The sequence below is a fragment of the Shewanella sp. ULN5 genome, from assembly GCF_030731885.1.
In the GTDB taxonomy this organism is placed as follows: Bacteria; Pseudomonadota; Gammaproteobacteria; order Enterobacterales; family Shewanellaceae; genus Shewanella; species Shewanella holmiensis.
This window is the reverse complement of the sequence record NZ_JAPJEE010000009.1, coordinates 32,932-58,835: the sequence shown is the minus strand read 5'-3', so window position 1 is coordinate 58,835 and position 25,904 is coordinate 32,932. Positions and strand designations below refer to the sequence as shown.

The following is a 25,904-nucleotide window of genomic DNA, read 5'->3' as shown; positions in this document are numbered from 1 at the left end:
AGGGCTTTTTTTTCGCATAAATAATCTGATTTCAACCTCAAGATGGGTTGCTGTTATGTGTCTTTTCGCGCTTTAAACTTCGCACCAAGATCAAGCAAGCGGATTTTTATGCGCACCATCATGGTGCTTATTTGTCATGCAATTTACTGCTAAAAATCATCTTTTCATTTAAATACAGTTAGTTAAATAGTTGGCCTGATGATTGAATCTGTTATTGCAACAAATGCATAACAAGATGTCTTTTTATTAATTTTTGGAGGTCGAGATGAAACTCGTCAGCGCAATCATCAAACCATTTAAGCTAGATGATGTCCGTGAAGCCATTGCAGGTATGGGCATCGAAGGTATGACAGTTACTGAGGTGAAAGGTTTTGGTCGTCAAAAAGGGCATACAGAGCTGTATCGTGGTGCCGAATATCAAGTGGATTTTTTACCAAAAGTAAAATTAGAGATTGCCACTAAAGAAGAAAACTTAGACATGTTAATTGAAGCTATCACTACGGCAGCTCATACCGGAAAAATTGGTGACGGCAAAATTTTTGTCACTGAGTTAGAACAAGCCATTCGTATTCGTACGGGTGAAGTTGATAACGAAGCATTATAAGGGGCGATCATAATGGAAGAATTAGCAAAATTAGGACTGACAGTTAGCGAGTTGCGCTTTGCGTTAGATACCTTCTACTTTTTAATCTCTGGTGCATTAGTCATGTGGATGGCAGCTGGCTTTGCAATGTTAGAAGCGGGTTTGGTTCGCTCAAAAAACACCACAGAGATTTTAACTAAAAACGTGTGTTTATATTCCATCGCTTGTGTAATGTATCTGCTAGTGGGTTATAACATCATGTACGTTGATAATGCAGAAGGTGGCATTATTCCATCCTTTGCGGCGTTAATCGGTACACAAGCCGCCGACGCAGATCATGCACTTGAATCTGATTTCTTCTTCCAAGTGGTGTTTGTTGCAACAGCAATGTCGATTGTATCTGGAGCCGTTGCCGAGCGTATGAAGCTATGGGCTTTCCTTGCTTTCTCAGTGGTAATGACCGCAGTGATATATCCTGTTGAAGGTTACTGGACATGGGGTGGCGGATTTATCTCTGAAGCAGGTTTTGTTGACTTTGCAGGCAGTGGCATTGTGCACATGGCTGGTGCAGCCGCTGCAATTTCAGGGGTACTATTACTAGGAGCCCGTAAGGGAAAATATGGTGCAAATGGTCAAGTTCATCCTATTCCTGGGTCTAACTTGCCTATGGCGACTTTAGGTATGTTTATTTTATGGATGGGTTGGTTTGGCTTTAACGGTGGTTCACAGTTATTAGTGTCAGATGCTGAGAATGCTTCAGCAGTTGCTAAAATCTTTGTTAACACTAACTCTGCCGCAGCGTTTGGCGCAGTATCAGCCTTGATTGTGTGTAAAATGGTTTGGGGTAAAGCTGATTTAACCATGATTTTAAACGGTGCATTAGCGGGCTTAGTGGCTATCACTGCTGACCCACTATCACCTTCATTGGTAATGGCTGGTGTAATTGGTTTGGTTGCTGGTGGCGTGGTTATCTTCTCTATTATTGGCTTTGACCGTATTAAAATTGATGACCCAGTAGGCGCAATTTCAGTTCACGGTGTAGCTGGATTTTTAGGTCTGATGTTAGTGCCGCTATCAAATGCTGATGCGAGCTTTGGGTCTCAGTTATTTGGTGCAGGTGTTATCTTTGGTTGGGTATTTGCAGCTTCACTAGCAGTATGGTTTGTACTGAAAGTCACTATGGGTATTCGTGTAACAGAAGAAGAAGAGTACAACGGTATGGACGCTTCTGATTGTGGTATTGATGCTTATCCAGAGTTTGTGAGTGTTAAAACCGCAGGCTAGTAATATACGCGCTATGATTAAGCAGAGTCCTTTTGGGCTCTGTTTTTTATGTGTTAGATTAAACCTGATCACACAGCAGGAGGGGTTATGAAGCAATTAACAAAGCGGGCGTGTCTCACTATTGCCTTAAGCGGCTTATTGTTCAGTGGGTTATCTACAGCTGGTCAGGTTGTCGTTAGAAAGTCTTCAGAGTCTTTCGATGCTTTTGCGGTAAGAGATCAGGTAATCAAAGATTATGAGTGGCAAGAAGCACTGAGAATGCAGCAACAAATTCAAATTCTGCAATCATTACCATTAGGATGCTTGCCTATGGCTGTGCCATATCGTTACTTTACTTGTAACGGCTTGGCTTATCGTCCTTATCAATATCAAAACAAAGAGTTATATATTCAAATCGATCAACCTAACGGATATAAACCATCTCGATAGAGAATATCACCTACTGCTGAATACCATTTGAAGTGATTTTTTGGCTGAAAATGCAATGCTTGACTAAACTTACCTTATTCGTATCTCGTTTAAGAGGCTTAGGTTATGTTAAACATTTCCTTTACGCAGTACGTAATGCGTCTTTATTCTGGCCAACAAAGCGATAGGGGATTTATCACTATCCTGTTATTTGTTGCTTTTTTAAGTTTAGTGTCTGGCTGCCAAACCACTCCTAAATCTAACCAAACTATTGCCATAGAACCTTTGTTCCATGATGAGTTATTCATGCCTGTTGATGTCATCACACCTGAACAAATTTATGCCTTGCCTCGCGAATACATTGCTCAAGTTAAACAAGATTATTATAAAGACAAAAATATTCGTCATAAAAATATCTCTCCTCATGAATGGTTATCTCAATACATTGGCGCACAAAATGGTGGCTTTGAATATCGAGATCATTTTACCCGTCCAGCCAGTATTACTTCTACCGTGAGAGAGGGTAACTGCATGTCATTAGTGGTGTTGTCTGCTGCACTGGCTGAAGCATTTAATATTCCCGTTGAGTTTCAAGATATCGATGTTGAACCTATTTGGGATAAACGCGGTGGATTTTACTTGGTAAATGGCCATGTAAATTTATTCTTATCACCGGCAATCGATGCCAATGTGGTGGCATTCAGCGATCGTAAAATATTGGTCGATTTTTTACCTGAGCGGGCCGTCCGTGGTTACAGTAAAACCATTGTGAATAAACAAACGCTGACCGCAATGTACTATAACAATGTTGCTGCAGAGGCTTTAGTCGAGCAGCAATATGATCTAGCGTATGCGTTAATCAAACAAAGTATAAAAATCGATCCGAGTTTTGTGCCAAGTATTAATACCCTTGCAGTGATCTATCGTCACAAAGGTGATAACCAAAAGGCCGAACAGGCCTATCGTGCTGCTCTATCAATGGATAAAGAAGATATGACAACCCTATTTAATCTAGCTCTCATCTTAGGTGAACAAGACAGATTGGAAGAATGGGCTGAAGTGCATAAAATTTTAGAGTTAAGCCGAATAAATAACCCTTTCTATTATTATGATATGGCTCAGCAGGCTTATTTCGAGCAGCATTATCAAGAAGCATTAGTATGGTACAAACGTGCATTGGCAAAGGCTGATTATCGGCATGAGTTTTATTTTGGATTATCCAAAACCTACTGGGCAACGGGAGAGCACAGATTAGCCCAAAAAAATATGCAAAAGGCGTTAGCGTTAACAGGGGATGAAGACAGTAAGCGTAGATACCAAAGTAAGCTTCAAGCGATGAAACGATGGTAGTCATTTTTTCGGTAAAATGATCACAATTGGGATAAATTATTTTGAAATAAGCGTTATTAACAGACTATGTAACCAGAGCACTGGTCAATCAATCTTCAGCGGTAATTTCCAAGGCAAACTGCATTGAATTGACTTGGTTATCACTAACAATCTCTGCCTGAATCGGTAGGTTTTTGATTTGATGATATTAATTAGTTCGCAAATCTTTTAGCCAGTTTTAGATTATTTAATTTGTTCAGTCAGTTTGTAGTTGCCTTGTTCAGCATACAGTAAAATTTGCTGATACTGATTGGTTTGTTTTAGGTGTGAAATAGCCTCATCAACTAAAGCAGTGGTGTCTGGATCATGGCAGGCAATATAACGGGGGGAATGGTCGAATAAAATCACCTGAGTCACTTCGTAAGGGAATTTTATCCGATCGTTTAATTGATTGCGGTAATAATTGAAAATCTGGCGTTCAAGAATAATTGCTTGAATACGTTCACTGAATAACATTAAGACCTGATTTTGTTGGCTAGCAATTTCGTTATAATTTTTATGAGTCTTTGATAAATCAAAAAACTCTTCACCTAAGAAATGATCTGCATTTTGAAACCCTATTAAAGAGTAATGCTTAAGATCTTGTATTGTATCTATTTTGAGCTTGTTCTTAGTTAGAAAAAACACACTATTTTGATAATCAATTAAGCTTTGGGTTAAGAATAACCCATCGCTATTTGAAGGGGCATTAATAATGCAGTCAATTTTTTTTGTTTTGACTAATCGTAACGCTCGGCGATTAGTTGCAAACGTAATCTCACCTAATTGCAAATGACTCATTTCTAAGGCAGCATTTAATAGCTCATACTGAAGGCCGCCCTTCTTATCGACAAAAAAGTAAGGTTCAATACTACTACTGGTGGCAAAGTTGATTGTTTTACCCTCTGCAGCCAAAGTCACCTCATTGGTTAATACAAAACTAAAGCATGCCAAAAATCCGAGAAGTATCGGCTTGATGTTAAAGCTTATTTTGTATTGAGTATGTTTCAATTCACGCCCCTCTCTTTAAGCGGTAATGTTTGCGGATTCACTCTAACTTTTTATCATTCTCGATCTTAAAGCATAACAACTCAAAGAGTATTTTGCTGAGGATATGGCAATTAGCTTTCATGCTGATAATTAATTATGATTAAAATTGAAAACGTTATGTTAATTTTATTTAAAAACAACAGTATAAGATTTAAATATTAAAATATGAATAGTTTATTGATTTATCAGTGGATAATGGGTAAATTTTAATATCATCTACCATTAGAACCCGATATTTGGGACAAATAAATGTAAAGTGGTTTAAATTTAGCCTGTAAAGCCGGAGTTGTATTATATGTATTACCAAAATGATGATGTTCGCATCAATGAAGTCAAAGAGTTACTACCTCCTATTGCGATTCTAGAGCGATTTCCAGCATCCGAAAATGCATCAGAAACGGTATTTACGGCACGAAATAACATTCACAACATTTTAGCCAGAAAGGATGACCGTTTATTAGTGGTGATTGGTCCTTGCTCAATTCATGATCCTAAAGCTGCGCTAGAATACGGCCAACGATTAGCGGTAATGCGTAAAAAATATGCCGATCAGCTAGAAGTGGTTATGCGAGTCTACTTTGAAAAGCCACGTACGACAGTCGGTTGGAAAGGACTGATAAATGATCCTTATATGGATAACAGTTTTCAACTGAATGATGGTCTACGCACGGCCAGAAAATTATTAGTGGATTTAAACGATCTTGGCATTCCAACTGCGGGTGAGTATTTAGATATGATTACCCCGCAATATGTGGCAGATATGATGTGTTGGGGAGCCATTGGTGCCCGTACAACTGAATCTCAGGTGCATCGAGAGCTAGCATCGGGTTTATCATGTCCTGTTGGCTTTAAAAATGGTACCGATGGCACCATTAAGGTAGCGATTGATGCCATTGGTGCCGCGAATGCTCCGCACCACTTTTTGTCTGTAACTAAGTTTGGTCATTCCGCGATTGTGTCGACCAAAGGTAATCCTGATTGTCATATTATTCTTCGCGGAGGAAAGGCGCCTAACTACAGTGCTAAAGATGTCAGTGTCATTCAGGCACAGCTAAAATCCTCAAACCTTGCTGACAACGTGATGATTGATTTTAGCCATGCAAATAGCGCTAAAGATTATCGACGCCAAATGCTAGTGGCAGAAGATGTTGCATCACAAATATCTGCAGGCAATCAGGGGATCTTTGGCGTGATGGTTGAAAGCCACCTTGTAGAAGGTCGCCAGGATATTGTCGATGGTAAAGTGGCCTGCTATGGCCAGAGCGTAACGGATGCTTGCATCGGTTGGCCAGACACTGAATCATTACTGGCTACATTAAGTGACAGCGTGATAAAACGCCGAGGGGTATAGGTTAAAATAAAAGGCGCTAAAAGCGCCTTTTTTATGCATATTCAATTTTAAATCTGTCACAGTTAATGTGAAAACAAGGCGATAAATAATAAGCCCTTATGCTTGGTTATTACTGTTCAGAAATAGCTGTAGCAAGCCGCTTTAAAATATCATTTAACGCGGTACTGCACCTCGAAAAACAACAATAAATCAGCATATTAAATACTAATCTAAACACCACTAAGTAATTGAATCAAAATATAAACTCAGATACCGTTTTTATCAATCAAAATGAATCTAAAAACGAGTAATTCTTCAGGCTCGTTGACGATTAATCGTAAAGAAATGCAATGCCCGTAGTATCGATATCGATTAACTCTTTGGCATTGACTCTAATGGCTGCATCCGGGTTATCTAGTCGTAACGAGTTAATGCGTTGCCACCATAGATAGCCCAACAGAAGCTGAAGTGATTTTTGTGTCTAAACTGACTTCAATCACTGCAAGGGAAACCGAATTCATGAATTATCAATCTCCTTTTTGACTGCAAAATAATAAGTAAAAATAAACAGTTATTGTTTACCCTACTATATAAATATTCAAATCATACGTAGGTTTCTGTGGATATTTTTCATGTATGATCGCGCAGATCAAGTTAATCACTTGAAGGCGAAATTTTGTTCATTCAATAGTCACAGTATTCAGCATATACAGCCCCTAGAAACATGACTAACTTAAATTAACGAGATAACTAAAGGGAGTGAGGAAAAAGGGGGGATTTTAGCGCTGTTGGCTAAGCCAATTGAATGTTGATTTTAATTTCAATTCAACTTCAACTTCAACTTCAGAATATTACCCAATCATTTGCACTAAGCAATTAATATCGCTTTCGTATAAAACATTAGCGCAAACAATATTTTGCCCTCCTTCAAAAAAGAGGGTTGAGCATTCCTATATAAAGTAACTAACCCAAAGTATAGATTACTTCGAATTTTCGCTTAGATATTGGTTGGCTTTTGCAAGTGTGCCAAAGGCTAAAATGAGATTATTGCGGCCTTTATCCTGTAACTCTGGATTACCTGACTCTATCATCATCCACACCCATGTTTGAATGAGCTGTAATGGGGGGTATTTTACATTCGTACTTTCCAAGATAACGCTTCCTAAAAAATCGTGGTGCTCGATAAACGGTTACGGCAACAAATTATCTCACTATGCGACCGACTCAAGCAAAGGGTAACAAATTCTGAATATAGAAATAACTCTAATTCGGCTAAAAAGACATAAATTCGGCTTCATTTCATTAAATAATAGTACATTTGAATATGATTTTAAAATTTATGTAAGTCTAAAGTATTACCACTGATAGTTGTTAAGACTATTATTGATAGGGATCTCCCATGACGAGTTTGCTAACTTGTTAACAAAGTAATTTATTAGAAAGTGTTATCATCAGATTTAATAAATACAGCCACCAAAGTCAATTTGATTGATTGCACATTATTTGGAGTTAAATATGCGGCCATCCGCCTATTTTGAAGGACCAGTAGGTAAGTTAAACTGGCAAGTATTAAGAATGCTATGGCCCTACCTAATTGAGTTTAAAGGTCGAGTTGCTTTGGCGATGGCGTGTTTAGTTGTGGCTAAATTAGCCAGTGTAGGTTTACCATTTATTCTAAAAGAAATGGTCGACACCTTAAGTCAAAATACCTCAATGGCTACGGCTATCGTTGCAGCACCGATTGGTTTAGTGCTTGCTTATGGCGCAATAAGATTTCTCAATGTGGTCATAGGTGAAGTACGAGACACGCTTTTTGGTCGAGTCACTGAGCGGGCCATTCGGCGTTTAGGCCTTGCGGTATTTGATCACTTGCATAGGCTAGATTTAGATTTTCATTTAGATCGCCGTACTGGCGGATTATCACGCGACATTGAACGGGGCACCAGCGGCGTCAGTTTTTTAATGCGCTTTATGGTATTTAACATTGTGCCGACCTTGCTTGAGATCACTTTAGTTATTGGTATTTTCTTCTTTCAGTATGGTATCAGTTTTGCCTTGATCACTTTGGTGTCCGTGATGGCTTATATTGGGTATTCGGTCATGGCGACTGAGTGGCGAACTGAGTATGTACGCGAGGCTGCAAGGGCTGATTCATTATCGAATACTCGTGCAATTGATAGCTTGTTAAATTATGAAACGGTTAAATATTTTAACAACGAATCCCATGAGTCTGAACGTTATGACTCTGCATTGAGTCAGTGGGAAGTGGCCAAAAGAAAAAACCGTTTATCACTATTTGCCTTGAACGCAGGGCAAGCGCTTATTATTGCTATCGCCATGACAGCCATGATGGGGCTCGCAGCGTATGAAGTTTCGCAAAGCACCATGAGTATTGGCGACTTTGTATTGATTAACGCCTTTATGATGCAGTTATTTATTCCACTTAATTTTTTAGGATTTGTTTACCGTGAAATCAGAGGCGCTTTGGCTAATATTGAGCGTATGTTTGATATTTTAGATAAACAACCAAAAGTCGTTGATATGGATGATGCCATTCATCAATCACCTAAATTAGGGACAATTAAATTTGAAAATGTCAGCTTTCAATACGATGAAAGACAAATTTTGCATGACGTCAGCTTTGAAGTGCCTTTAGGCAAAAAAGTGGCCGTAGTAGGGGATAGCGGAGCTGGTAAGTCAACTTTAATAAAGTTATTGTTTCGCTTTTATGACGTTAATAAAGGCTGCATATCTATCAATGGTACCGATATTCGCCATCTTACTCAGCAAGCATTACGCCAAGCCATTGCGATAGTGCCTCAAGATACCGTGCTATTTAACGATAGTTTGTATGAAAACATTCGATACGGAAGACCCAGTGCGACACAAGCTGAAATAGAGCAAGCGGCACAAATGGCGCATTTGAGTGATTTTATTGCGTCATTACCTCAACAATGGCAAACCAAAGTGGGTGAGAGAGGCTTGAAATTGTCGGGCGGTGAAAAACAAAGGGTCTCCATTGCAAGGGCTATTTTAAAATCAGCGCCATTTCTGGTATTTGATGAAGCAACCTCATCTTTAGATAGTCGTTCAGAAAAGGCCATTTTAAATGCGCTGAGGGATGCTGCTAAAGGACATACCAGCTTGGTGGTTGCTCATCGATTATCGACCATTATTGATGCGGATATTATAGTTGTGCTCAGCAAAGGGCGGGTGGTTGAAGTTGGCAATCATACTGACTTAATTACTGCACAAGGATTATATGCCCATTTATGGCAGATTCAGAATGAGCAAGCATCTTAGCAAGTATAAAAATGCATTTGAGGAATTGTTAAAAATTGTGTTTGTTTATCGGGTATGAGTATAATTAATTGCCAAACACTAGATAGTGATCGATTTTTGGGGGGCAACTCATACCCCTGATTTGTGGTTAATTGTAATTGATAAATCAATATATCTGAGGCTAGTTAATAGTCTCATTTTCAAGCCTTTCATTTGGCTTATCAAGCAGTGAACAATTTTCAATTAAAGTAAAATATTGTTAAGTGCCAATGGCATATGGAGAGGGCAGATGCAAAATATTCCTTTAATAGCAGCATTAGAAGGAACTCAGCATAAAGTGAGTACCGACTGGTTTGCTATTATGGCTATGCTAAAAACACGTGAGTTGTCAGATGATGACATTAACAATGTTTATAATGAGCTTTGCGCGGGTTTAAGAGTAACAACTCGAGGGGTCACTTTATCTAAGCTATCCGCGGATGATTTAAATGAGCAGATAATTAAGCAATCTAAAGATAAGGATATACTGATATAATTGTTTGTCCTAACAGGTTGCGTTCATTAACAGATTAATCTCGCGGTACCAAACAGTTTATCTATCGATATAAAAGAGGGAATAACGGCTTATTTTTTCTGCCACCCTATACAGACAAGCTTGATTAGCGTGTCAGGTTTGTCTAGTGGGATGAGACGGGTTATTTTTCCTTGCTCAAAACACACCATTTCGCCTTCAATTTCAGTTAGACGGTCACAATTTTGACAGCTGTAGCTGGCGGTTTTGTTATTAGGCACGGTTTGATGGTTTTTCCTATCCAAGTTTCTATCCTTTAAAGCGTGTTACCGATGCATAGCAGATGTAAGTGATGTATCTTCCAATTTACCTGAGTAATGTGACAGAAGTATCATACTGTAGTTTAGCCGATAACACGTTAGCTTAAAAGTAATACTTTGGGAGTATATTGACAGCTACTTATATAACCATGTGCTTATAATGCTGATCTAAAGAAATCGACACACCGCTTGATATCACGATATGAGCATGTTTTCGTGTTAGCAATCGCGCATCATGTACCCCACAAGAATGCGCAATCATGACTAAATCATAATGTAAGTAATGGTTATAGCTGGCCACACGTGTTGACTTATCTTTGGGATCTAATCCCTGTTGCAACCGTTTATTGTGGGTGGTGATCCCTGTTGGACAGGTATCTTTGTTGCATTGAAGAGATTGAATACACCCTAACGCAAACATATTCCCCCTGGCCGAGGCGATAAAGTCTGCACCTGTAGCCAGCGCCCATGCAACATAAGATGGCATCACCAACTTACCAGTGGCTATAATTTTGATGCGTTGACGTAATCCTTTTTGAATGAATAGATCAACCAATCTAGGCAAACTCTCTCTTAGTGGTAATCCAACATTATCCATTAGTGCTTGTGGTGCCGCTCCTGTACCGCCATCAGAACTGTCCAGCGTGAAAAAGTCAGGCGCGTGTTCTATTCCCCGGCGTGAAATCTCATCACACATATCTTCAATCCAGCTGATATCGCCAATTACAGCTTTAATACCGGTTGGTTTTCCCGTGGCTTGTCTAATCTGGGCAATCATATCTAAAATATCTGCCACACAAGTGATTTCTGGATGACCATTGGGACTAATTGAGTCCTCACCAACAGGGATACCTCGAATATGGGCAATTTCTTCCGTCACTTTTAGACCAGGTAAAATTCCCCCTTTGCCGGGTTTAGCGCCTTGACTGAGTTTTAATTCAAACATTTTTACTTGTGGATGGGCTGCAATTTGCGCGAGTTTGTTATCATCAAGTTGACCTTGCTCATTGCGTACCCCGTATTTGGCTGTACCAATTTGAAAGACTAAATCGCAATTGCCTTTAAGGTGATGCGGACTTAATCCGCCTTCTCCTGTATTTAACCAACACCCTGCTTGAGCTGCTCCGTGGGATAAGGCGGTAACAGCAGGTCTTGATAATGCACCAAAACTCATAGCTGAAATGTGGCAAATTTTGTCAGTGGTGTAAGGTGAAGTGCAGAATTCACCTACAGTTACTGCAATTGGTGGTTGATGAGCATGATCGCTAATCGGAAATGCAGAGTTAAGAAATAAAATACTGCCTTGTTTGTCGAGCGGTTGTGTTGATCCAAATGCGATAGTGCGATCAACATTTTTCGCTGCACGATACACCCAGCTTCGTTCCGCTCGATTAAAGGGCAGTTCTTCACGATCATGGGAGAAAAAGTATTGCCTAAAAAACTCACCTTGTTTTTCGAACAAATAGCGAAAGCGTCCTATTACTGGATAATTATGTCTAATTGCTTGCTTTGTTTGTAATTTATCAGCGATGTACATATAGACAACGCCGATCAATATTACCCAAAAAAGAATAAGAAACAGTCCAGAAAAAAGATCAATTCCCCATAAAATCCACGGTTGAAGCTGCATTTATTATCCTTAATAACGATCTATTTCCACAATACTGAAATGGTATGAGGTAAATAGCACTGACGGTTAGCTTTATCCCTTTTTATATGGATATTCGCCGTAAATGCTGTTGTTTTATTGCTAATATTGGGTGTAGTGGGTGTTTTTTGCAATTATCTCTTTAGGTTAAAATTTAAACGTCGATAAAGATACATCAATTTAAAAATAAGGCGAACGTTATGGAAATCAAATCAACCCGAAATCTCGCGCAATATGCATCCGTGTCGAGTCCGGCTGACAAAGATAAACAAAAAGCCGCCGACAGTGGTCAAACACAAATCACTCCTGCGGTTGAACAAAAAACCAATATGTCGGTAAGCCAAATTACCAAGCGGTTAATGAATGGACAAATATTGGCCGCACAGGAAAAAGTTACATTAGCGTCTGGCGATCAATCAATGGCGCTATTGTATCGCAGTGCAATCGATGCCATTGATTCAGAGTTAGATCTGGTATTGGGTGAGAATACTCCAGCTAAGCCGATGGCGGGAGCTGAGATTGATTATTCACCAGCGGCCACCGCAGATCGTATCTTGCAATTTGCGACGGGCTTTTTTGCATTGCATCAACAACAAAATCCAGAAAGTGATTATGAACAGCAGTTACATAGCTTTATGGACAAAATTACTAAAGCGATAGATGACGGTTTTGGTCAAGCGAAAGAAATCCTTTCTGGATTAAAAGTGTTGCAAGGTGATATAGCAGCAGGTGTGGAGAACACTTATGAACTTATTCAAAGTGGATTAGCCAAGTTTAAGTCAGACATGCTACCTTCAAGCAATGACCTAAAAGAATAAGGATGAATTATGTGGGTAACAGGTGAGGTGCTGGAAAGAATTGATTGGAATGAAAAATTGTTTTCATTAAAAATTAAAGCGGCAGTAGAACCTTATACCGCTGGTCAATTTATCAAATTGAGTCAGGTCCGTGACGATAAGCGGGTGGCAAGAGCTTATTCAGTGGTAAACCCACCAGGCAGTGACTATGTTGAAATATTAGCCGTTGCTGTTGAAGATGGATTGTTGTCACCGGATTTACAATCTCTCAATCCAGGAGATAACATTGAAGTTACCCCGAAAGCCACTGGTTTTATGACCCTAGATGAAATTCCACAAGGCGTGTTACAAGGTAAACACCTATGGTTACTGTCTACTGGCACTGCTGTTGGTCCCTTTTTATCCATGTTATTAACAGATGAGCCCTGGCAAAGATTTGAAAAAGTGGTGTTAGTGTATGGCGTTCGCATTGCTAAAGATCTGGCTTACTTAGACTTGATCAAACAGCTACAAGCCAAATATCCTCATCAGTTTGTGTTTGTCCCCATCGTCACCCGCGAACCATTTGAAGATGCACTAACCTGTAGGATCCCTGAAGCCATTCAAAGTGGGCTTTTACAACAAAAAGTCGCATTAGATATAAATCCTGAAAATTCGCAAGTGATGATTTGTGGTAACCCAGGGATGATAACCGAAGCGCAAAGTGTGTTATTAGAGTTGGGACTCGCTAAAAATTTAAGACGAGCTCCTGGGCAAATTACTGTTGAAAAATACTGGTAACCAATCAGTCTATTATTGCTTGTTATATATTAGAAGCATAAACGCGCCTAGTTGATTGAAACTCAATCAACTAGGGGGGGGCAGCACCTAAGCTTCAATAAATCACGTGATCTAAATCAATATCAATACAAATTTCCAAAAAGGCACTTGCTCCTTCAGTGCCGATCATTTACTCTTTGCGCGATTGATAATTATTATCATTGCTAATGTTAATTGCTTTCAATGGTTCTTAACGACAAGGGAGAATGTGGAAATGAAAATGGTAAAAGGCGCAGCAGTTTTAGGTTTAGCATGTTTAGCCAACTCAGCCATGGCGGACGATGCGTTAACTGTGTATTCATATCGACAAGCATTTTTAGTTGAACCTATCTTAGAGCAATTTACTCAAGATACGGGGATCAAAGTAAATGTTGTCTTTGCTAAAGATGGTATTGCTGAACGTATTGCGCGCGAAGGCCGTTTATCTCCCGCCGATGTTGTATTAACTTCTGATTTCTCTCGTTTAATGGAGCTAGTTGAAAAAGACTTAGTGTCTCCAGTTAATAACGAGGTTATTAATAATAATATTCCTGAAGTCTACCGTTCACCTAAAAATGAATGGTATGCGCTAACAATGCGTGTTCGTAACGTGTATTCGTCAAAAGACCGTATAGGTAAAGTGGATATTAATTATGAGGACCTTGCTAAGCCTGAATACAAAGGTAAAATTTGTACTCGTAGCGGTAAGCACCCTTACAATGTCGCATTAGTCGCATCTATGATTGCTCACCACGGTGAAGCTGATACAAAAACGTGGTTAGAAGGCGTGAAGGCTAACTTAGCACGTAAACCCCAAGGTAATGACCGTGATCAAGTGTTAGCGGTAAAAGAGGGAATGTGTGACTTTGCCATTGGTAATAGCTATTACTATGGCAATATGATGATGGATGAGAACCAAAAGAGTTGGGCTGAAGCGGTTTATATTAACTTCCCTAACCAAGATAACCGCGGTGCACATATCAACGTATCAGGCATGGCGCTGGCTAAATTCTCACCTAATAAAGATAATGCAATCAAGCTTATGGAGTTTTTAACTTCTAATGTTGCTCAGCAAGCTTATGCTGATGTTAACATGGAATATCCAGTAAAAGCGGATGTTAAGCCATCGAAACTTGTGGCATCATGGGGGGAATTCAAAGCAGATTCACTTCCTATTTATAAATTGGCGGAAAATCATCAAGCGGCAGTGAAGCTGTTAGATGAAGTTAAGTTCGATCTTTAATATCAATATTGATATAAAGCCAGTTTTGCATTGTCATTCGATACGGTGTTCAGGATAACGCCGTATTGATTTAACTGGATAGTAGTTATGATTTTAGGTCTAACCAGAAGCTGGTCGCTTGCTGGTTACTCAATTGCGGCAGTGGTCATACTGCCGCTTATTGCATTAATTGTGCAAGCCGCATTTCCCGATGAAGCAGTTTTTAGCCACCTGTTTGATACGGTACTCCCCACTTATATCGCTAACAGCCTATTATTGATGTTGTTGGTCGGAATCGGCTCATTACTGATTGCTGTGCCAGCCGCTTGGTTTGTCGCTAGATGTGAATTTCCCGGTCGGCGTTATTTTCAATGGCTATTACTATTGCCACTAGCCATGCCTGCTTACATTGTCGCTTATGTTTACACTGATATGTTGGATTATGCAGGTCCAGTACAACGTGCATTAAGAGCTGCGTTTCAATGGAGCTCTCCACATGATTATTATTTCCCTGCAATTCGCAGTATAGGTGGTGCAGCAATTATGCTGTCACTGGTGTTATTTCCTTATATCTATCTACTTGCTCGTACAGCTTTCATGGAGCAATCTTCTAGTTTATTACATGCTTCACGTATCATGGGATGTAGCCCCTGGCGCAGTTTTTGGCGTTTAGCCTTACCTATGTCGCGTCCAGCATTAGCTGTTGGGGTTGCGTTAGTGGCGATGGAAACCGCTGCCGACTACGCTACGGTTAGCTATTTTGCAGTGCCAACCTTAACCACTGCCGTTTACGATACTTGGTTAGGTTATGGCAGTTTAACGGCAGCAGCTAAGTTATCAGCAATCATGTTGTTAGTGATTTTTACCTTAGTGGGTGTTGAACGATTTGCTCGACGTAAACAGGAATTATTCCAAAAACAAAGTGCGCTTAATGATGCTGATCGCTATCGCCTTGATGGGTTAAAAGCTGCTGGTGCCTGGTTTTATTGTTCAGCCTTATTGTTCCTAGCATTTTTATTGCCCTTTATTGTGCTCACAGGTTATGCGATTGAATATTTCGATCAAAGCTGGGATGACCGTTTTTGGCAATACAGTTGGAACAGCTTGTATATTGCTATAGTTGTCAGTGGTATTTGTTTATTGTTAGCACTCATTTTAATGTTTGTTCGCCGAGTTAGCCCACGTTCAACAGATTCATTGCCATCACGCTTAAGCAGTACCGGTTATGCGTTACCGGGCACAGTGTTAGCCATTGGCGTGTTAGTGCCGCTGACCTATTTAGATTTTGCGATTAACGATGTTTATGATTGGTTTGGGGCGAGAGGCCCAGGTTTAGTGTTTACTGGAAGTGCAATAGCAATCGTTTTTGCATTTACTGTGCGGTTTTTAGCCATTGCGATTGGTAGCCTTGAAAACAGTTACAAACGGATTTCACCTTCATTAGACATGGCAAGTATCACTATGGGGCAAACGCCTAAACAATTACTAATGCGCGTACATTTACCTTTACTTCGCAAAGGATTATTGGCTGGCGCGTTGCTTGTTTTCATTGAAAGCATGAAAGAGCTACCCGCAGCATTATTATTACGTCCAATAGGATTTGAAAACCTAGCAACCTATGTTTTCCAGTTTGTGTCCGATGAAAAACTAGAACATGGCGCATTAGCGGCTATTGTGATTGTTTTTGTAGGACTAATCCCGTTAATTTATCTCAACCGTTCATTGGAGCACACGAGCTAATATGTCGACTCTTACGATTGAAAATGTCTTTAGTGATTACCAAGGACAGGTGATTTTAAACGGACTCAATTTAACTTTACAGCAAGGTGAGATTGTTGCCTTACTCGGCCCAAGTGGTTGTGGGAAAACCACTTTATTACGTGCTATTGCAGGTTTACAGCCGATCAGTCAGGGGACTATTAAGATAAATGGCGATGCGCTAAGCAGTGATAACGTGTTTATCCCAAGTGAACAACGTGGTGTTGGGATGATATTTCAAGATTACGCCTTATTCCCGCACCTTACCGTGGCTGATAACATCCTTTTTGGTGTAAAAGGCTTGAATAAAATTGAGCGACAAGCCCGTTTAGATGAAATGCTCGAATTGGTTAAATTGGCGGGCTTAAGTCAGCGTTACCCGCATGAACTGTCTGGCGGTCAGCAACAACGTGTCTCTATTGCTCGTGCGTTAGCTTATCAGCCACAGTTATTGTTACTCGATGAACCATTTTCAAATATCGATGCGCAAGTGCGTAATGAGATGATGCTTGAAATCCGCAATATCCTCAAACAACGCAATGTCAGTGCGGTATTTGTAACCCACAGTAAGGATGAAGCTTTTGTTTTTGCTGATAAACTGGCATTGTTCAAAGAGGGGAGTATTATTCAGCATGGTTTAGCCGAAGAATTATATGCTCATCCAAACGATAGATATGTGGCTGAGTTTTTAGGGGCAGGTAATTACTTACCTGTTACTGTAAATAGTTGCATGGAAGTATCATCCCCAATAGGCGTGTTGCAAAGTAGTGCGTCTATAAACTATCCTGTTGATTATCAAGGGCAGTTATTACTCAGGCCTCAACAAGTTGAATTGGTTGCTGACGAACAAGGGCTAGCCGTGATTGTCGAACGACGTTTTCTTGGAACAGTATGCCATTATTGGGTAAAAGTTGAAGAGCATTGTTTGGAAGTTCGAAGCCAGCTGTTACAACTGTCACCAGGTCAAAAGGTCAATTTATTTGCACCAGCGCACCCCTTGGTTATTTTTTGATTGTGTCAGATCGAAAAGTTAAATTATGATGGGTTTAGAATATTCAACTGAGCGGTAACTGGACTTGTGTGTTTAGTTTTCATTTTTTAAACCGATAACAATGTAGGTGGTTTGTTTCAATATGGATAATCAGGTTATGCCGCGCGAGCAATTAGGGATTTGTGCCGAAGGTAATTTACACAGTATTTATTTAATGTTTAATGCCAATGATGGCGTTGAAGATCAACTGCGTCCTTCTATTGCCAGTGTCGCGCAATATATCTATGAACTGACCGACCAGTATGCTGACAGTGCTTTTAATGGTTTTGTGGCTATTGGTGCTAACTTTTGGGATACCTATTACCCAGAAGCCCGTCCAGCCTTGTTAAAGCCTTTTCCTTCAATGAATGAAGGTAATCGTGATGCGCCAGCGATTGAATACGATTTGTTTGTGCATATTCGCTGTGATCGCTTTGATATTTTACATTTAGTCGCCAACGAAATTAACCAAATGTTTGAAGACTTGGTTGAGCTAGTGGAAGAGGAGCGTGGTTTCCGCTTTATGGATAATCGCGATTTAACCGGTTTTGTGGACGGCACTGAAAATCCCAAAGGGCGTCATCGTCAGCAAGTGGCATTAGTTGCTGAAGAAGATCCAGAGTTTAAATCTGGTAGTTATATTCATGTGCAAAAATATGCGCACAATTTAAGTAAATGGCATCGTTTACCAGTTAAAAAACAAGAAGATATCATTGGTAGAACCAAGCAAGATGACATTGAATATGAATCCGAAGATAAGCCACTAACCAGTCATATTAAGCGGGTTAATTTAAAAGATGCTAATGGTGCATCAATGGAAATTTTACGTCAAAGTATGCCTTATGGCTCAGTAAAAGAGCAGGGACTCATGTTTATCTCTAGTTGTAAAACACCCGATAATTTTGAGCAAATGTTACGCAGCATGATTTATGGTGATGGACATGGTAATCACGATCATTTAATGCAGTTTACTAAGGCGCTGACGGGGTCATCATTTTTTGCGCCATCATTGGACTTTTTGATGCAGTGGGATGAAGCGTAAATATAGGGCTTGTAGCAAAATGTGAGTTAACGTACTGGTTTTTGGAATGTTTAATTACAGTCAATGTGCGTATTACCAATAAAAAAGCAATGCCTAGGCATTGCTTTTTTATTGGTATTTTTAGCAGCAATTACTCACTAAAGTTAAATAATGACTTAACCGTTTCAAGCGTATCGTCGATGGTTTTGATACTTGAAGGGCAGATGAAAATCGTATCATCACCGGCAATAGTCCCCAAAATACCTTCAGGTTTACCTATAGAATCTAATAGACGTGCAATTAATTGTGCCGCACCTGGGCTAGTTCTTACCACAATCATCGCTTGGTTATGGTCAACATCAAGTACAAGGTTTTTAAGCGGGCTGCCTGCAGTCGGCACCCCTAACTCAGCAGGTAAACAGTAGACCATTTCTTGTTTGGCGTTGCGGGTTCTGACCGCGCCAAACTTACTGAGCATTCTTGATACTTTTGATTGGTTAATGTTACCGAATCCTTCGGCTTGAAGTGCATTAACAATTTCACTTTGACTGCCAAAACGTTCTTCTTTTAAGATAGCTTTGAAGGTTTTGACCAGATCATCCTGATTTTTAGTGGTTGGCATATAGTATTTTCATCTTATAGTTGTTATTCAGAAAAACGCTTTATTTTGAATACTAGTGGTTTTTTTGTCAAGAAAAAACCACTTTTAATGAATAAAAATTCAATATCAATCATTTTAACAGTGTAGTAAATGGTTTACTTGGTCAACTTACTTAATACCATAATTGTTTTGTTATTTTGATCAACTAAGCGTAATTTCCCCTGCGCAATTGACGCTGACATGACTAACGGTATGGCTTGCATGACTTTTTGCTCTTGGGTCATGAGCGCTTCAATACAGGCTTTACGTGTTGCTCCGGCTGGTGAGAGCGTGAGGACATTGTTCTCGAATATGTAACTGCCCATAAAAGGATTACAGCTGGTATTGCCATTGAGTTGGCCATTTTCACTAAAAATTAATTTAGCCGGACTGTAATCTATGGTTGGTGCAGACAATACTGATTCAATGTGCCACGAACCAACTAATGAGGTTGAATTATCGATTGCTGTATGATTTTGACATGCGCTTAAAGAGAAAATAACTGCAGCTGCGCCTAAAAAATGCTTTATCATGTTTACGTCTTTTTTGCCTAGAATATTCAAATTGAGGCTATTCTACTTGATACTGTGGCAAAGTGATAACTCGTCTTCAGTCTATTAGTGAGAAACCAGCATGATTAAAGCGTTAAAGTTACTTCATTATCTCGGTTCCATGCTATTAATGCTCGGATGTTATTTGCATCTTTTCACCGATACCAGTCTTCGAGCACAAGGCATGTTGATTGTCGCCAGCTGTATCGGTATCGGCTTAGTGATGATGGCGCCTTTCCCTGTGGCATTAATGATCCAGTGGGCTAAAAATCAAGATAGCCAATCATTGCCATCATCAGATGCTGATGCTCAACCATCACCGGAAAAATCAACAGATCAGCCAGCAGAAAAACCTCAGGATAAACAGTGATTCAATATCGCAAAGCCAATTTAACAGATGTGCCTCAGTTAGTTGAACTGGAACGTCAACACGTTAATGCTGAATTATCTCGGCATGATCCAAGTCTTCAAGGGCAGGGGTTAACACCAATCCAATTAACGCAATTGATTAATCAGCACTGGATTATTTTGGCATTAGATGGGGCTAATATTATTGGCTATGTGATAGCGGCTCAATGGCGATTTTTTGCTAAGCAAGCTTTGTATCAAAAAATAATTCAAAAATTGCCTTCACTTGAAACAGATCAAGATGGTTTGCCACTGAGGATAAATCAAGAGAATAGCCTTCAATATGGGCCGATTTGGATTGCTGAGCCTTATCGTGGCCAAGGCATATTTGCGCAGTTAGTTAACCAACTTGTCCTTGCTACCAAAAATAAAAGCCGCTATTTAGTGGCTTACATTGCCGAGGACAATGGGCGTTCTTTTAAGGCTCACACCCAATATGCAGATATGCAAGTTGTGGATTATTTTGGTTTTCAGCAACGAGATTTTTATCTGTTGTTGCGAAAGTTGCCTTAACTTTAGATGATGGGGTTGAATATGTCAGACCAATTCGAAACTTTATTCGAACCTTATCTTGGACTTCGCTTGAGCGCGTTTGATAATGCCAAGTTAGTGGTGTCGGTGTTAGCCGCCCATGGGCAACAGTTTCAAGCGGCAGAAATTATTTTGCTGACTGGCGATGAGGCAAGATCAGTTAAGCACTATGGAGTTAAATGGTTAGACTACTGGATTGATTGCGGTAAATTAAATCAATATCAGGTGGGTTTAAGCTTGGTGGACGAGTGTAATAAGAAGTCACTTGAAATGATAAATGAAATAAACGTTCCTGTGATGAGCATGCAACAGGTTGGATTTATGTGTATTGAAAGTGCGCACTTCGATCATTGTTAGTGTGAAGCTGTAGATCTTTTATGATCAACATGACATTCGAAAGGTTACTGCCGCTAAATTTTATTCATAAAAAAACCGCCATAATAGCGGTTTTTTATGATGCAAATACCAAGAATTATAGTCCGGCGTCTGCGCGTAATATTTCTGCTTTGTCAGTCGCTTCCCATGGGAAGCCTTCTCGACCGAAGTGTCCATATGCAGCGGTTTGCTGATAGATAGGACGAGCCAAATCTAGCATTGCTGTTAAACCATAAGGACGCAGTTCGAAGTGTTGACGCACTAGTTTGATTAACACTTCTTCAGATACTTTGCCGGTACCAAATGTCTCAATGCTGATTGACGTCGGTTCTGCCACACCAATAGCGTAAGATACTTGAATTTCACAACGATCGGCTAAGCCAGCAGCAACGATGTTTTTAGCAACATAACGAGCAGCATAAGCCGCACTGCGGTCAACTTTTGAAGGATCTTTACCAGAGAAGGCACCGCCGCCATGGCGTGCCATGCCGCCGTAGGTATCAACAATGATCTTACGACCGGTTAATCCACAGTCACCAACAGGGCCACCAATAACAAAACGACCTGTGGGGTTAATAAAGAATTTAGTCTCTTTATTTAACCATTGTGAAGGTAATACTGGCTTGATGATGGTTTCCATCACAGCTTCAATTAAGTCAGCTTGTTTGATTTCTTCTTTGTGTTGGGTTGATAACACAACTGCATCAATACCAACGATTTTACCTTCGTTATAAGCAAAGGTAACCTGGCTTTTTGCATCAGGGCGTAACCAAGGTAAAGTACCGTCTTTACGCACTTCTGATTGACGCTTAACTAATTTGTGCGCATACGTGATTGGAGCTGGCATCAATACATCAGTTTCATTGCTTGCATAACCAAACATTAATCCCTGATCACCAGCGCCTTGCTCAGCAGGATCGCTACGGTCAACACCTTGGTTGATGTCTGGAGACTGTTTGCCAATTGCATTTAAGATTGCACAAGAATCGGCATCAAAGCCCATATCTGAGTGTGTATAACCAATCTCACGAACCGTTTTACGGGTAATTTCTTCAATATCAACCCAAGCAGAGGTGGTCACTTCGCCGCCCACTAATACCATGCCTGTTTTAACATAGGTTTCGCACGCAACACGAGCTTTCGGGTCTTGCTCAAGGATTGCGTCTAATACCGCATCAGAAATCTGATCGGCGATTTTATCTGGATGACCTTCTGAAACTGATTCAGAAGTGAACAAGTGCTTTGCCATAGTGGGAAAATCTCGTCGTTTGCTGATAAAAAATAAAGAGTTTTATACGTCTAGACGTCTATTCTAGTCGAAATTTAATCTGATAACACCCCTCTATACGAATTAATGCTCAGAATTGTGCAATGCAGCAAAAAATAATATTAAGTGAAATTTACCTGTTTTATATATTGCGCAATTAACAATCTGAAATTTAAAGACTTCATTATATTTTATGTGATTTTAAAATAAGGGGATGGATAAATAGTGAAACAATATCAATATAATGAAAATGCATGTTTCGCTGCCATAATCAATTCAATGGCTTCAATATATTTTCTTACTCATGGTAATTTAGCGTATTTTTTGAACAGTAATCGCTTTCTAAATGCGATTACTGTTGGTTGCGGAGTTGCCGCGTAAATTTTAATTTGCGTCCAGTCGCCTAGTAGGGGAAAATATCCCCTCACAATTGCCCGCTAGACCTCATCAACAAGCAGGAGAGAGCATGTCATCTCGTAAAGAACTCGCAAACGCAATTCGTGCGTTAAGTATGGATGCCGTTCAAAAAGCCAATTCAGGACACCCAGGCGCACCTATGGGTATGGCTGATATTGCTGAAGTGTTATGGAATGATTTTTTAAAGCACAACCCGAATAACCCTAATTGGGCTGATCGTGACCGTTTTATTTTGTCTAACGGCCATGGCTCAATGCTTATCTACTCTCTACTGCATCTTTCTGGTTATGAATTGCCTATCGAAGAGCTTAAAAACTTCCGTCAATTACATTCAAAAACACCGGGTCACCCAGAATATGGTTATACACCAGGTGTTGAAACGACCACAGGCCCATTGGGTGCAGGTATCAGTAATGCAGTTGGTATGGCTATTGCTGAGAAAACCTTAGCGGCACAATTTAACCGCCCTGGTTTTGATATCGTTGATCACTTCACTTATTGTTTCTTAGGTGACGGTTGTTTAATGGAAGGCATTTCACATGAGGCTTGTTCATTAGCAGGTACTTTAGGTTTAGGTAAGCTTATTGCATTTTGGGATGACAACGGTATTTCTATCGATGGTCATGTTGAAGGCTGGTTTACCGATGATACCCCGAAGCGTTTCGAATCATATGGCTGGCACGTTATTGCTAATGTTGATGGCCATGATAGTGACGCAATTCGCGCTGCCATTGAAGAAGCTAAGTCGGTAACTGATAAGCCTACAATGATTTGTTGTAAAACCATTATCGGTTTTGGTTCGCCAAACAAGTCTGGTAGCCACGATTGTCACGGTGCACCATTAGGTGATGCTGAAATTGCAGCTGCACGTGAATTTCTCGGTTGGCCGCATGCACCATTTGAAATCCCTGCCGATGTGTACAAAGGTTGGGATGCTAAAGACGCTGGCAATACCAATGAAAATGCATGGAATGAAAAATTTGCAGCCTATAAAGTTGCTGAGCCTGCATTGGCAGCTGAATTTGAACGTCGTGTATTAAACGGTGATTTACCAGCAGATTTTGAAGCTAAAGCACAAGCATTTATTCAACAATGCCAAGACAAAGCTGAAGGGATTGCTAGCCGTAAAGCATCACAAAACTCAATTGGTTTCTTCGGTGAAATGTTACCAGAACTTTTAGGCGGCAGCGCTGACTTAGCGGGTTCAAACCTGACGCTATGGTCTGGTTCTAAAGGTATTCAAGACGATCCAGCGGGTAACTACATCTATTATGGTGTACGTGAATTTGGTATGAGCGGTATTATGAATGGTGCATCACTTCACGGTGGTTTCATCAATTATGGTGCAACGTTTATGATGTTTATGGAATACGCGCGTAATGCGGTACGTATGTCGGCATTAATGGGTATTCAAAACATTTTCGTTTACACCCATGATTCAATTGGTCAAGGTGAAGATGGTCCAACTCACCAACCGGTTGAGCAGCTAGCTAACTTACGTATGACACCAAACATGACGGTATGGCGTCCATGTGATGCTGCTGAAACCGCAGTATCGTGGAAGTCTGCAATTGAAACTCGTAAATCGCCAACCTCGCTAATCTTTAGCCGTCAGGGCTTAAAAGCACAAGCACGTAGCGCTGAGCAATTAGCAAACGTGGCTAAAGGTGGTTATGTACTTTCTGATTGTGAAGGTACTGCAGATGTGATTTTAATTGCAACGGGTAGCGAAGTGCAGCTCGCGCTAGATTCAGCGGCAGCATTGGCAAATGAAGGTAAAAAAGTTCGCGTAGTTTCTATGCCTTCAACTAACGTGTTTGACAAGCAAGATGCTGCTTATAAAGAGTCAGTATTACCAAAAGCTGTGACTAAGCGTGTAGCAATTGAAGCCGCACACGTTGATTACTGGTACAAGTATGTTGGCTTTGGTGGTGATGTTGTCGGTATGACAACTTTCGGCGAGTCAGCACCTGGTGGCGATTTAATGAAGCACTTTGGCTTTACTGTTGAAAATGTGGTTAACAAGGTTAACGCATTAGCATAATAAGCAGTTGAGTCACTTACTCAAATTATCACTTATATGTTAAGTGTTTAATTGTGTATAATAAAGCGGCCCGCACTTTCAGTGTGGGTCGTTTTTATTTTTCTGCCTTATTAACTTATCTTTTTATGCTGGGAATTGAATGATTCGAGTTGCAATAAATGGTTATGGTCGTATTGGTCGGTCTATTCTTAGAGCCCTGTATGAATCAGGTAAACGCCAGCAGATTCAAATTGTTGCAATCAATGAGCTTGCAAAACCAGCAGCCATTTGCCACCTCACCCAGTACGATACCACCCATGGTCGCTTCCAATATCAAGTGAGTTTGAAAGACAATCACCTCATTGTTGGTGATGATGCGATTTTATTACTTAATCAACCCGATCCGAGTTTATTGCCATGGGGTGAGTTGGATATTGATATCGTTTATGAAGCGACAGGTAGCTTAAATGATCGTCAAGAATGTGAAGTACATATTCAAGCAGGTGCTAAGCAAGTACTCATTTCTCATCCTTCTTCTGCAGATGTTGATGGCACCATTGTGTATGGTGTTAATCATGATTTATTGCGTCCAGAGCATACTGTGGTGTCGAACGCGTCATGTACCACTAATTGTATCGTGCCAGTGATTGCGGTGTTAGATAAGCATTTTGGTGTCAAAAGTGGCGCTATTACTACTATTCATTCAGCAATGAACGATCAACAAGTCATTGATGCTTATCACGATGATTTACGTCGTACTCGCGCAGCGGGTCAGTCAATTATTCCGGTTGATACCAAGCTTGCTCGAGGAATTGAGCGCATATTGCCACATATGAAAGATATGTTTGAAGCTATTTCAGTACGTGTGCCCACCATTAATGTGACCGCCATCGACTTGTCCGTTACCTTGGATAAAAAGGTTGATATTGAGCAGGTCAATCACATGTTAGCTTTGGCCTCTAACGGCAGTTTTAATGGCATTTTAGGCTATACAGATGAGCCGCTTGTGTCATGTGATTTTAATCATGATCCGCGTTCGAGTATTGTCGATGGAACACAAACCCGTGTGAGTGCCGGTCATTTGGTTAAATTACTCTTATGGTGTGACAATGAGTGGGGTTTTGCCAACCGCATGCTCGACACCAGCTTGGCGATGATTCAAGCTAAACATTCAGGGCAATAACATATTGCAGTTATTTTGATGCCTAAAACGTGAAGGCGGCAACGATTGATTAACCGTGGATATTTATCGGCGGGTTACACCCATTTTGTTTTTATTTTT

25 protein-coding genes are annotated in these 25,904 nt (G+C 40.2%); 18 read left to right on the top strand and 7 right to left on the bottom strand.

Features of this window, described 5'->3' with window-relative positions; all coding sequences use genetic code 11:
• Positions 1–265: 265 nt before the first annotated feature.
• The 4 genes from glnK to ORI98_RS10470 all read left to right on the top strand — a co-directional run bounded on the left by glnK (position 266) and on the right by ORI98_RS10470 (position 3,625).
• A complete protein-coding gene (gene glnK, locus ORI98_RS10485; RefSeq protein WP_188840778.1) occupies positions 266–604 on the top strand; it encodes a P-II family nitrogen regulator in 339 nt (112 codons plus the stop codon).
• 12 nt (positions 605–616) lie between these two features.
• Positions 617–1,867 (top strand): ammonium transporter, encoded by a 1,251-nt coding sequence (locus tag ORI98_RS10480; protein WP_261299070.1) that lies wholly within the window; start codon positions 617–619, stop codon positions 1,865–1,867.
• An 87-nt stretch (positions 1,868–1,954) separates the two neighbouring features.
• Complete coding sequence (locus tag ORI98_RS10475; protein ID WP_261299071.1) at positions 1,955–2,296, top strand: hypothetical protein; 342 nt, start codon at positions 1,955–1,957, stop codon at positions 2,294–2,296.
• Between the two features lie 105 nt (positions 2,297–2,401).
• On the top strand, positions 2,402–3,625 hold the full coding sequence (locus tag ORI98_RS10470) for a tetratricopeptide repeat protein (protein WP_306135178.1): 1,224 nt from the start codon (positions 2,402–2,404) through the stop codon (positions 3,623–3,625).
• Positions 3,626–3,847: 222 nt separating this feature from the next.
• On the opposite strand, the gene ORI98_RS10465 is transcribed toward ORI98_RS10470, so the two are convergent.
• Positions 3,848–4,654: an ABC transporter substrate-binding protein gene (locus ORI98_RS10465; RefSeq protein ID WP_306135177.1), complete on the bottom strand. Its 807-nt coding sequence runs from the start codon at positions 4,652–4,654 to the stop codon at positions 3,848–3,850.
• 334 nt (positions 4,655–4,988) lie between these two features.
• On the opposite strand from ORI98_RS10465, the gene aroG reads away from it, so the two are divergent.
• Positions 4,989–6,044, top strand: a complete 1,056-nt coding sequence (gene aroG / locus ORI98_RS10460; RefSeq protein WP_306135176.1) for a 3-deoxy-7-phosphoheptulonate synthase AroG — start codon at positions 4,989–4,991, stop codon at positions 6,042–6,044.
• A gap of 959 nt (positions 6,045–7,003) precedes the next feature.
• Here the strand turns inward: aroG and ORI98_RS10455 are convergent.
• On the bottom strand, positions 7,004–7,174 hold the full coding sequence (locus ORI98_RS10455; protein ID WP_261299075.1) for a hypothetical protein: 171 nt from the start codon (positions 7,172–7,174) through the stop codon (positions 7,004–7,006).
• A gap of 364 nt (positions 7,175–7,538) precedes the next feature.
• Between ORI98_RS10455 and ORI98_RS10450 the strand changes: the two genes are divergently transcribed.
• Complete coding sequence (locus ORI98_RS10450) at positions 7,539–9,326, top strand: ABC transporter ATP-binding protein/permease (RefSeq protein ID WP_261299076.1); 1,788 nt, start codon at positions 7,539–7,541, stop codon at positions 9,324–9,326.
• A gap of 268 nt (positions 9,327–9,594) precedes the next feature.
• A complete protein-coding gene (locus ORI98_RS10445; protein WP_261299077.1) occupies positions 9,595–9,840 on the top strand; it encodes a hypothetical protein in 246 nt (81 codons plus the stop codon).
• 89 nt (positions 9,841–9,929) lie between these two features.
• Here the strand turns inward: ORI98_RS10445 and ORI98_RS10440 are convergent, their stop codons facing one another.
• Positions 9,930–10,121, bottom strand: a complete 192-nt coding sequence (locus ORI98_RS10440) for a hypothetical protein (protein WP_306135175.1) — start codon at positions 10,119–10,121, stop codon at positions 9,930–9,932.
• 154 nt (positions 10,122–10,275) lie between these two features.
• A complete protein-coding gene (locus tag ORI98_RS10435; protein WP_306135174.1) occupies positions 10,276–11,766 on the bottom strand; it encodes an FMN-binding glutamate synthase family protein in 1,491 nt (496 codons plus the stop codon).
• Positions 11,767–11,984: 218 nt separating this feature from the next.
• On the opposite strand from ORI98_RS10435, the gene ORI98_RS10430 reads away from it, so the two are divergent.
• The 6 genes from ORI98_RS10430 (at position 11,985) to ORI98_RS10405 (ending at position 18,431) form a co-directional block, all read left to right on the top strand.
• On the top strand, positions 11,985–12,602 hold the full coding sequence (locus ORI98_RS10430; protein WP_306135173.1) for a DUF5610 domain-containing protein: 618 nt from the start codon (positions 11,985–11,987) through the stop codon (positions 12,600–12,602).
• A gap of 9 nt (positions 12,603–12,611) precedes the next feature.
• Complete coding sequence (locus tag ORI98_RS10425) at positions 12,612–13,361, top strand: ferredoxin--NADP reductase (protein WP_306135172.1); 750 nt, start codon at positions 12,612–12,614, stop codon at positions 13,359–13,361.
• Between the two features lie 253 nt (positions 13,362–13,614).
• A complete protein-coding gene (locus ORI98_RS10420) occupies positions 13,615–14,622 on the top strand; it encodes an extracellular solute-binding protein (protein ID WP_306135171.1) in 1,008 nt (335 codons plus the stop codon).
• Between the two features lie 87 nt (positions 14,623–14,709).
• Positions 14,710–16,341, top strand: a complete 1,632-nt coding sequence (locus ORI98_RS10415) for an iron ABC transporter permease (RefSeq protein ID WP_306135170.1) — start codon at positions 14,710–14,712, stop codon at positions 16,339–16,341.
• 1 nt (position 16,342) lies between these two features.
• Positions 16,343–17,371, top strand: coding sequence for an ABC transporter ATP-binding protein (locus tag ORI98_RS10410; protein ID WP_261299084.1), 1,029 nt, complete (start codon positions 16,343–16,345; stop codon positions 17,369–17,371).
• Positions 17,372–17,492: 121 nt separating this feature from the next.
• The gene (locus ORI98_RS10405) at positions 17,493–18,431 is read left to right on the top strand and encodes a Dyp-type peroxidase (protein ID WP_261299085.1); all 939 of its coding nucleotides are present in this window, start codon (positions 17,493–17,495) and stop codon (positions 18,429–18,431) included.
• Positions 18,432–18,561: 130 nt separating this feature from the next.
• On the opposite strand, the gene argR is transcribed toward ORI98_RS10405, so the two are convergent.
• Together argR and ORI98_RS10395 are read right to left on the bottom strand one after the other, a co-directional pair.
• Positions 18,562–19,032 carry a transcriptional regulator ArgR gene (argR, locus tag ORI98_RS10400; protein ID WP_188840763.1) on the bottom strand — a complete coding sequence of 157 codons (471 nt, stop codon included), beginning with the start codon at positions 19,030–19,032 and terminating at the stop codon, positions 18,562–18,564.
• Between the two features lie 134 nt (positions 19,033–19,166).
• Entirely contained in the window at positions 19,167–19,583 is a 417-nt protein-coding gene (locus ORI98_RS10395) for an META domain-containing protein (RefSeq protein ID WP_306135169.1), read from the bottom strand.
• Between the two features lie 100 nt (positions 19,584–19,683).
• Between ORI98_RS10395 and ORI98_RS10390 the strand changes: the two genes are divergently transcribed.
• From ORI98_RS10390 to ORI98_RS10380, 3 genes are read left to right on the top strand one after another with little or no spacing between them, the layout of a single operon-like run.
• Positions 19,684–19,971 (top strand): hypothetical protein, encoded by a 288-nt coding sequence (locus tag ORI98_RS10390; protein WP_280925444.1) that lies wholly within the window; start codon positions 19,684–19,686, stop codon positions 19,969–19,971.
• Positions 19,968–20,522, top strand: coding sequence for a GNAT family N-acetyltransferase (locus tag ORI98_RS10385; protein WP_261299087.1), 555 nt, complete (start codon positions 19,968–19,970; stop codon positions 20,520–20,522). The genes ORI98_RS10390 and ORI98_RS10385 overlap by 4 nt, the downstream gene beginning before the upstream one ends.
• A gap of 21 nt (positions 20,523–20,543) precedes the next feature.
• A complete protein-coding gene (locus tag ORI98_RS10380) occupies positions 20,544–20,897 on the top strand; it encodes a hypothetical protein (RefSeq protein ID WP_261299088.1) in 354 nt (117 codons plus the stop codon).
• Between the two features lie 115 nt (positions 20,898–21,012).
• On the opposite strand, the gene metK is transcribed toward ORI98_RS10380, so the two are convergent.
• The gene (gene metK, locus ORI98_RS10375; protein ID WP_261299089.1) at positions 21,013–22,164 is read right to left on the bottom strand and encodes a methionine adenosyltransferase; all 1,152 of its coding nucleotides are present in this window, start codon (positions 22,162–22,164) and stop codon (positions 21,013–21,015) included.
• A 484-nt stretch (positions 22,165–22,648) separates the two neighbouring features.
• Here metK and tkt point away from each other — a divergent pair, with 484 nt between their 5' ends.
• Together tkt and epd are read left to right on the top strand one after the other, a co-directional pair.
• On the top strand, positions 22,649–24,643 hold the full coding sequence (tkt, locus tag ORI98_RS10370; RefSeq protein ID WP_306135168.1) for a transketolase: 1,995 nt from the start codon (positions 22,649–22,651) through the stop codon (positions 24,641–24,643).
• A 139-nt stretch (positions 24,644–24,782) separates the two neighbouring features.
• A complete protein-coding gene (epd, locus tag ORI98_RS10365; protein WP_306135167.1) occupies positions 24,783–25,805 on the top strand; it encodes an erythrose-4-phosphate dehydrogenase in 1,023 nt (340 codons plus the stop codon).
• Positions 25,806–25,904 lie beyond the last annotated feature (99 nt).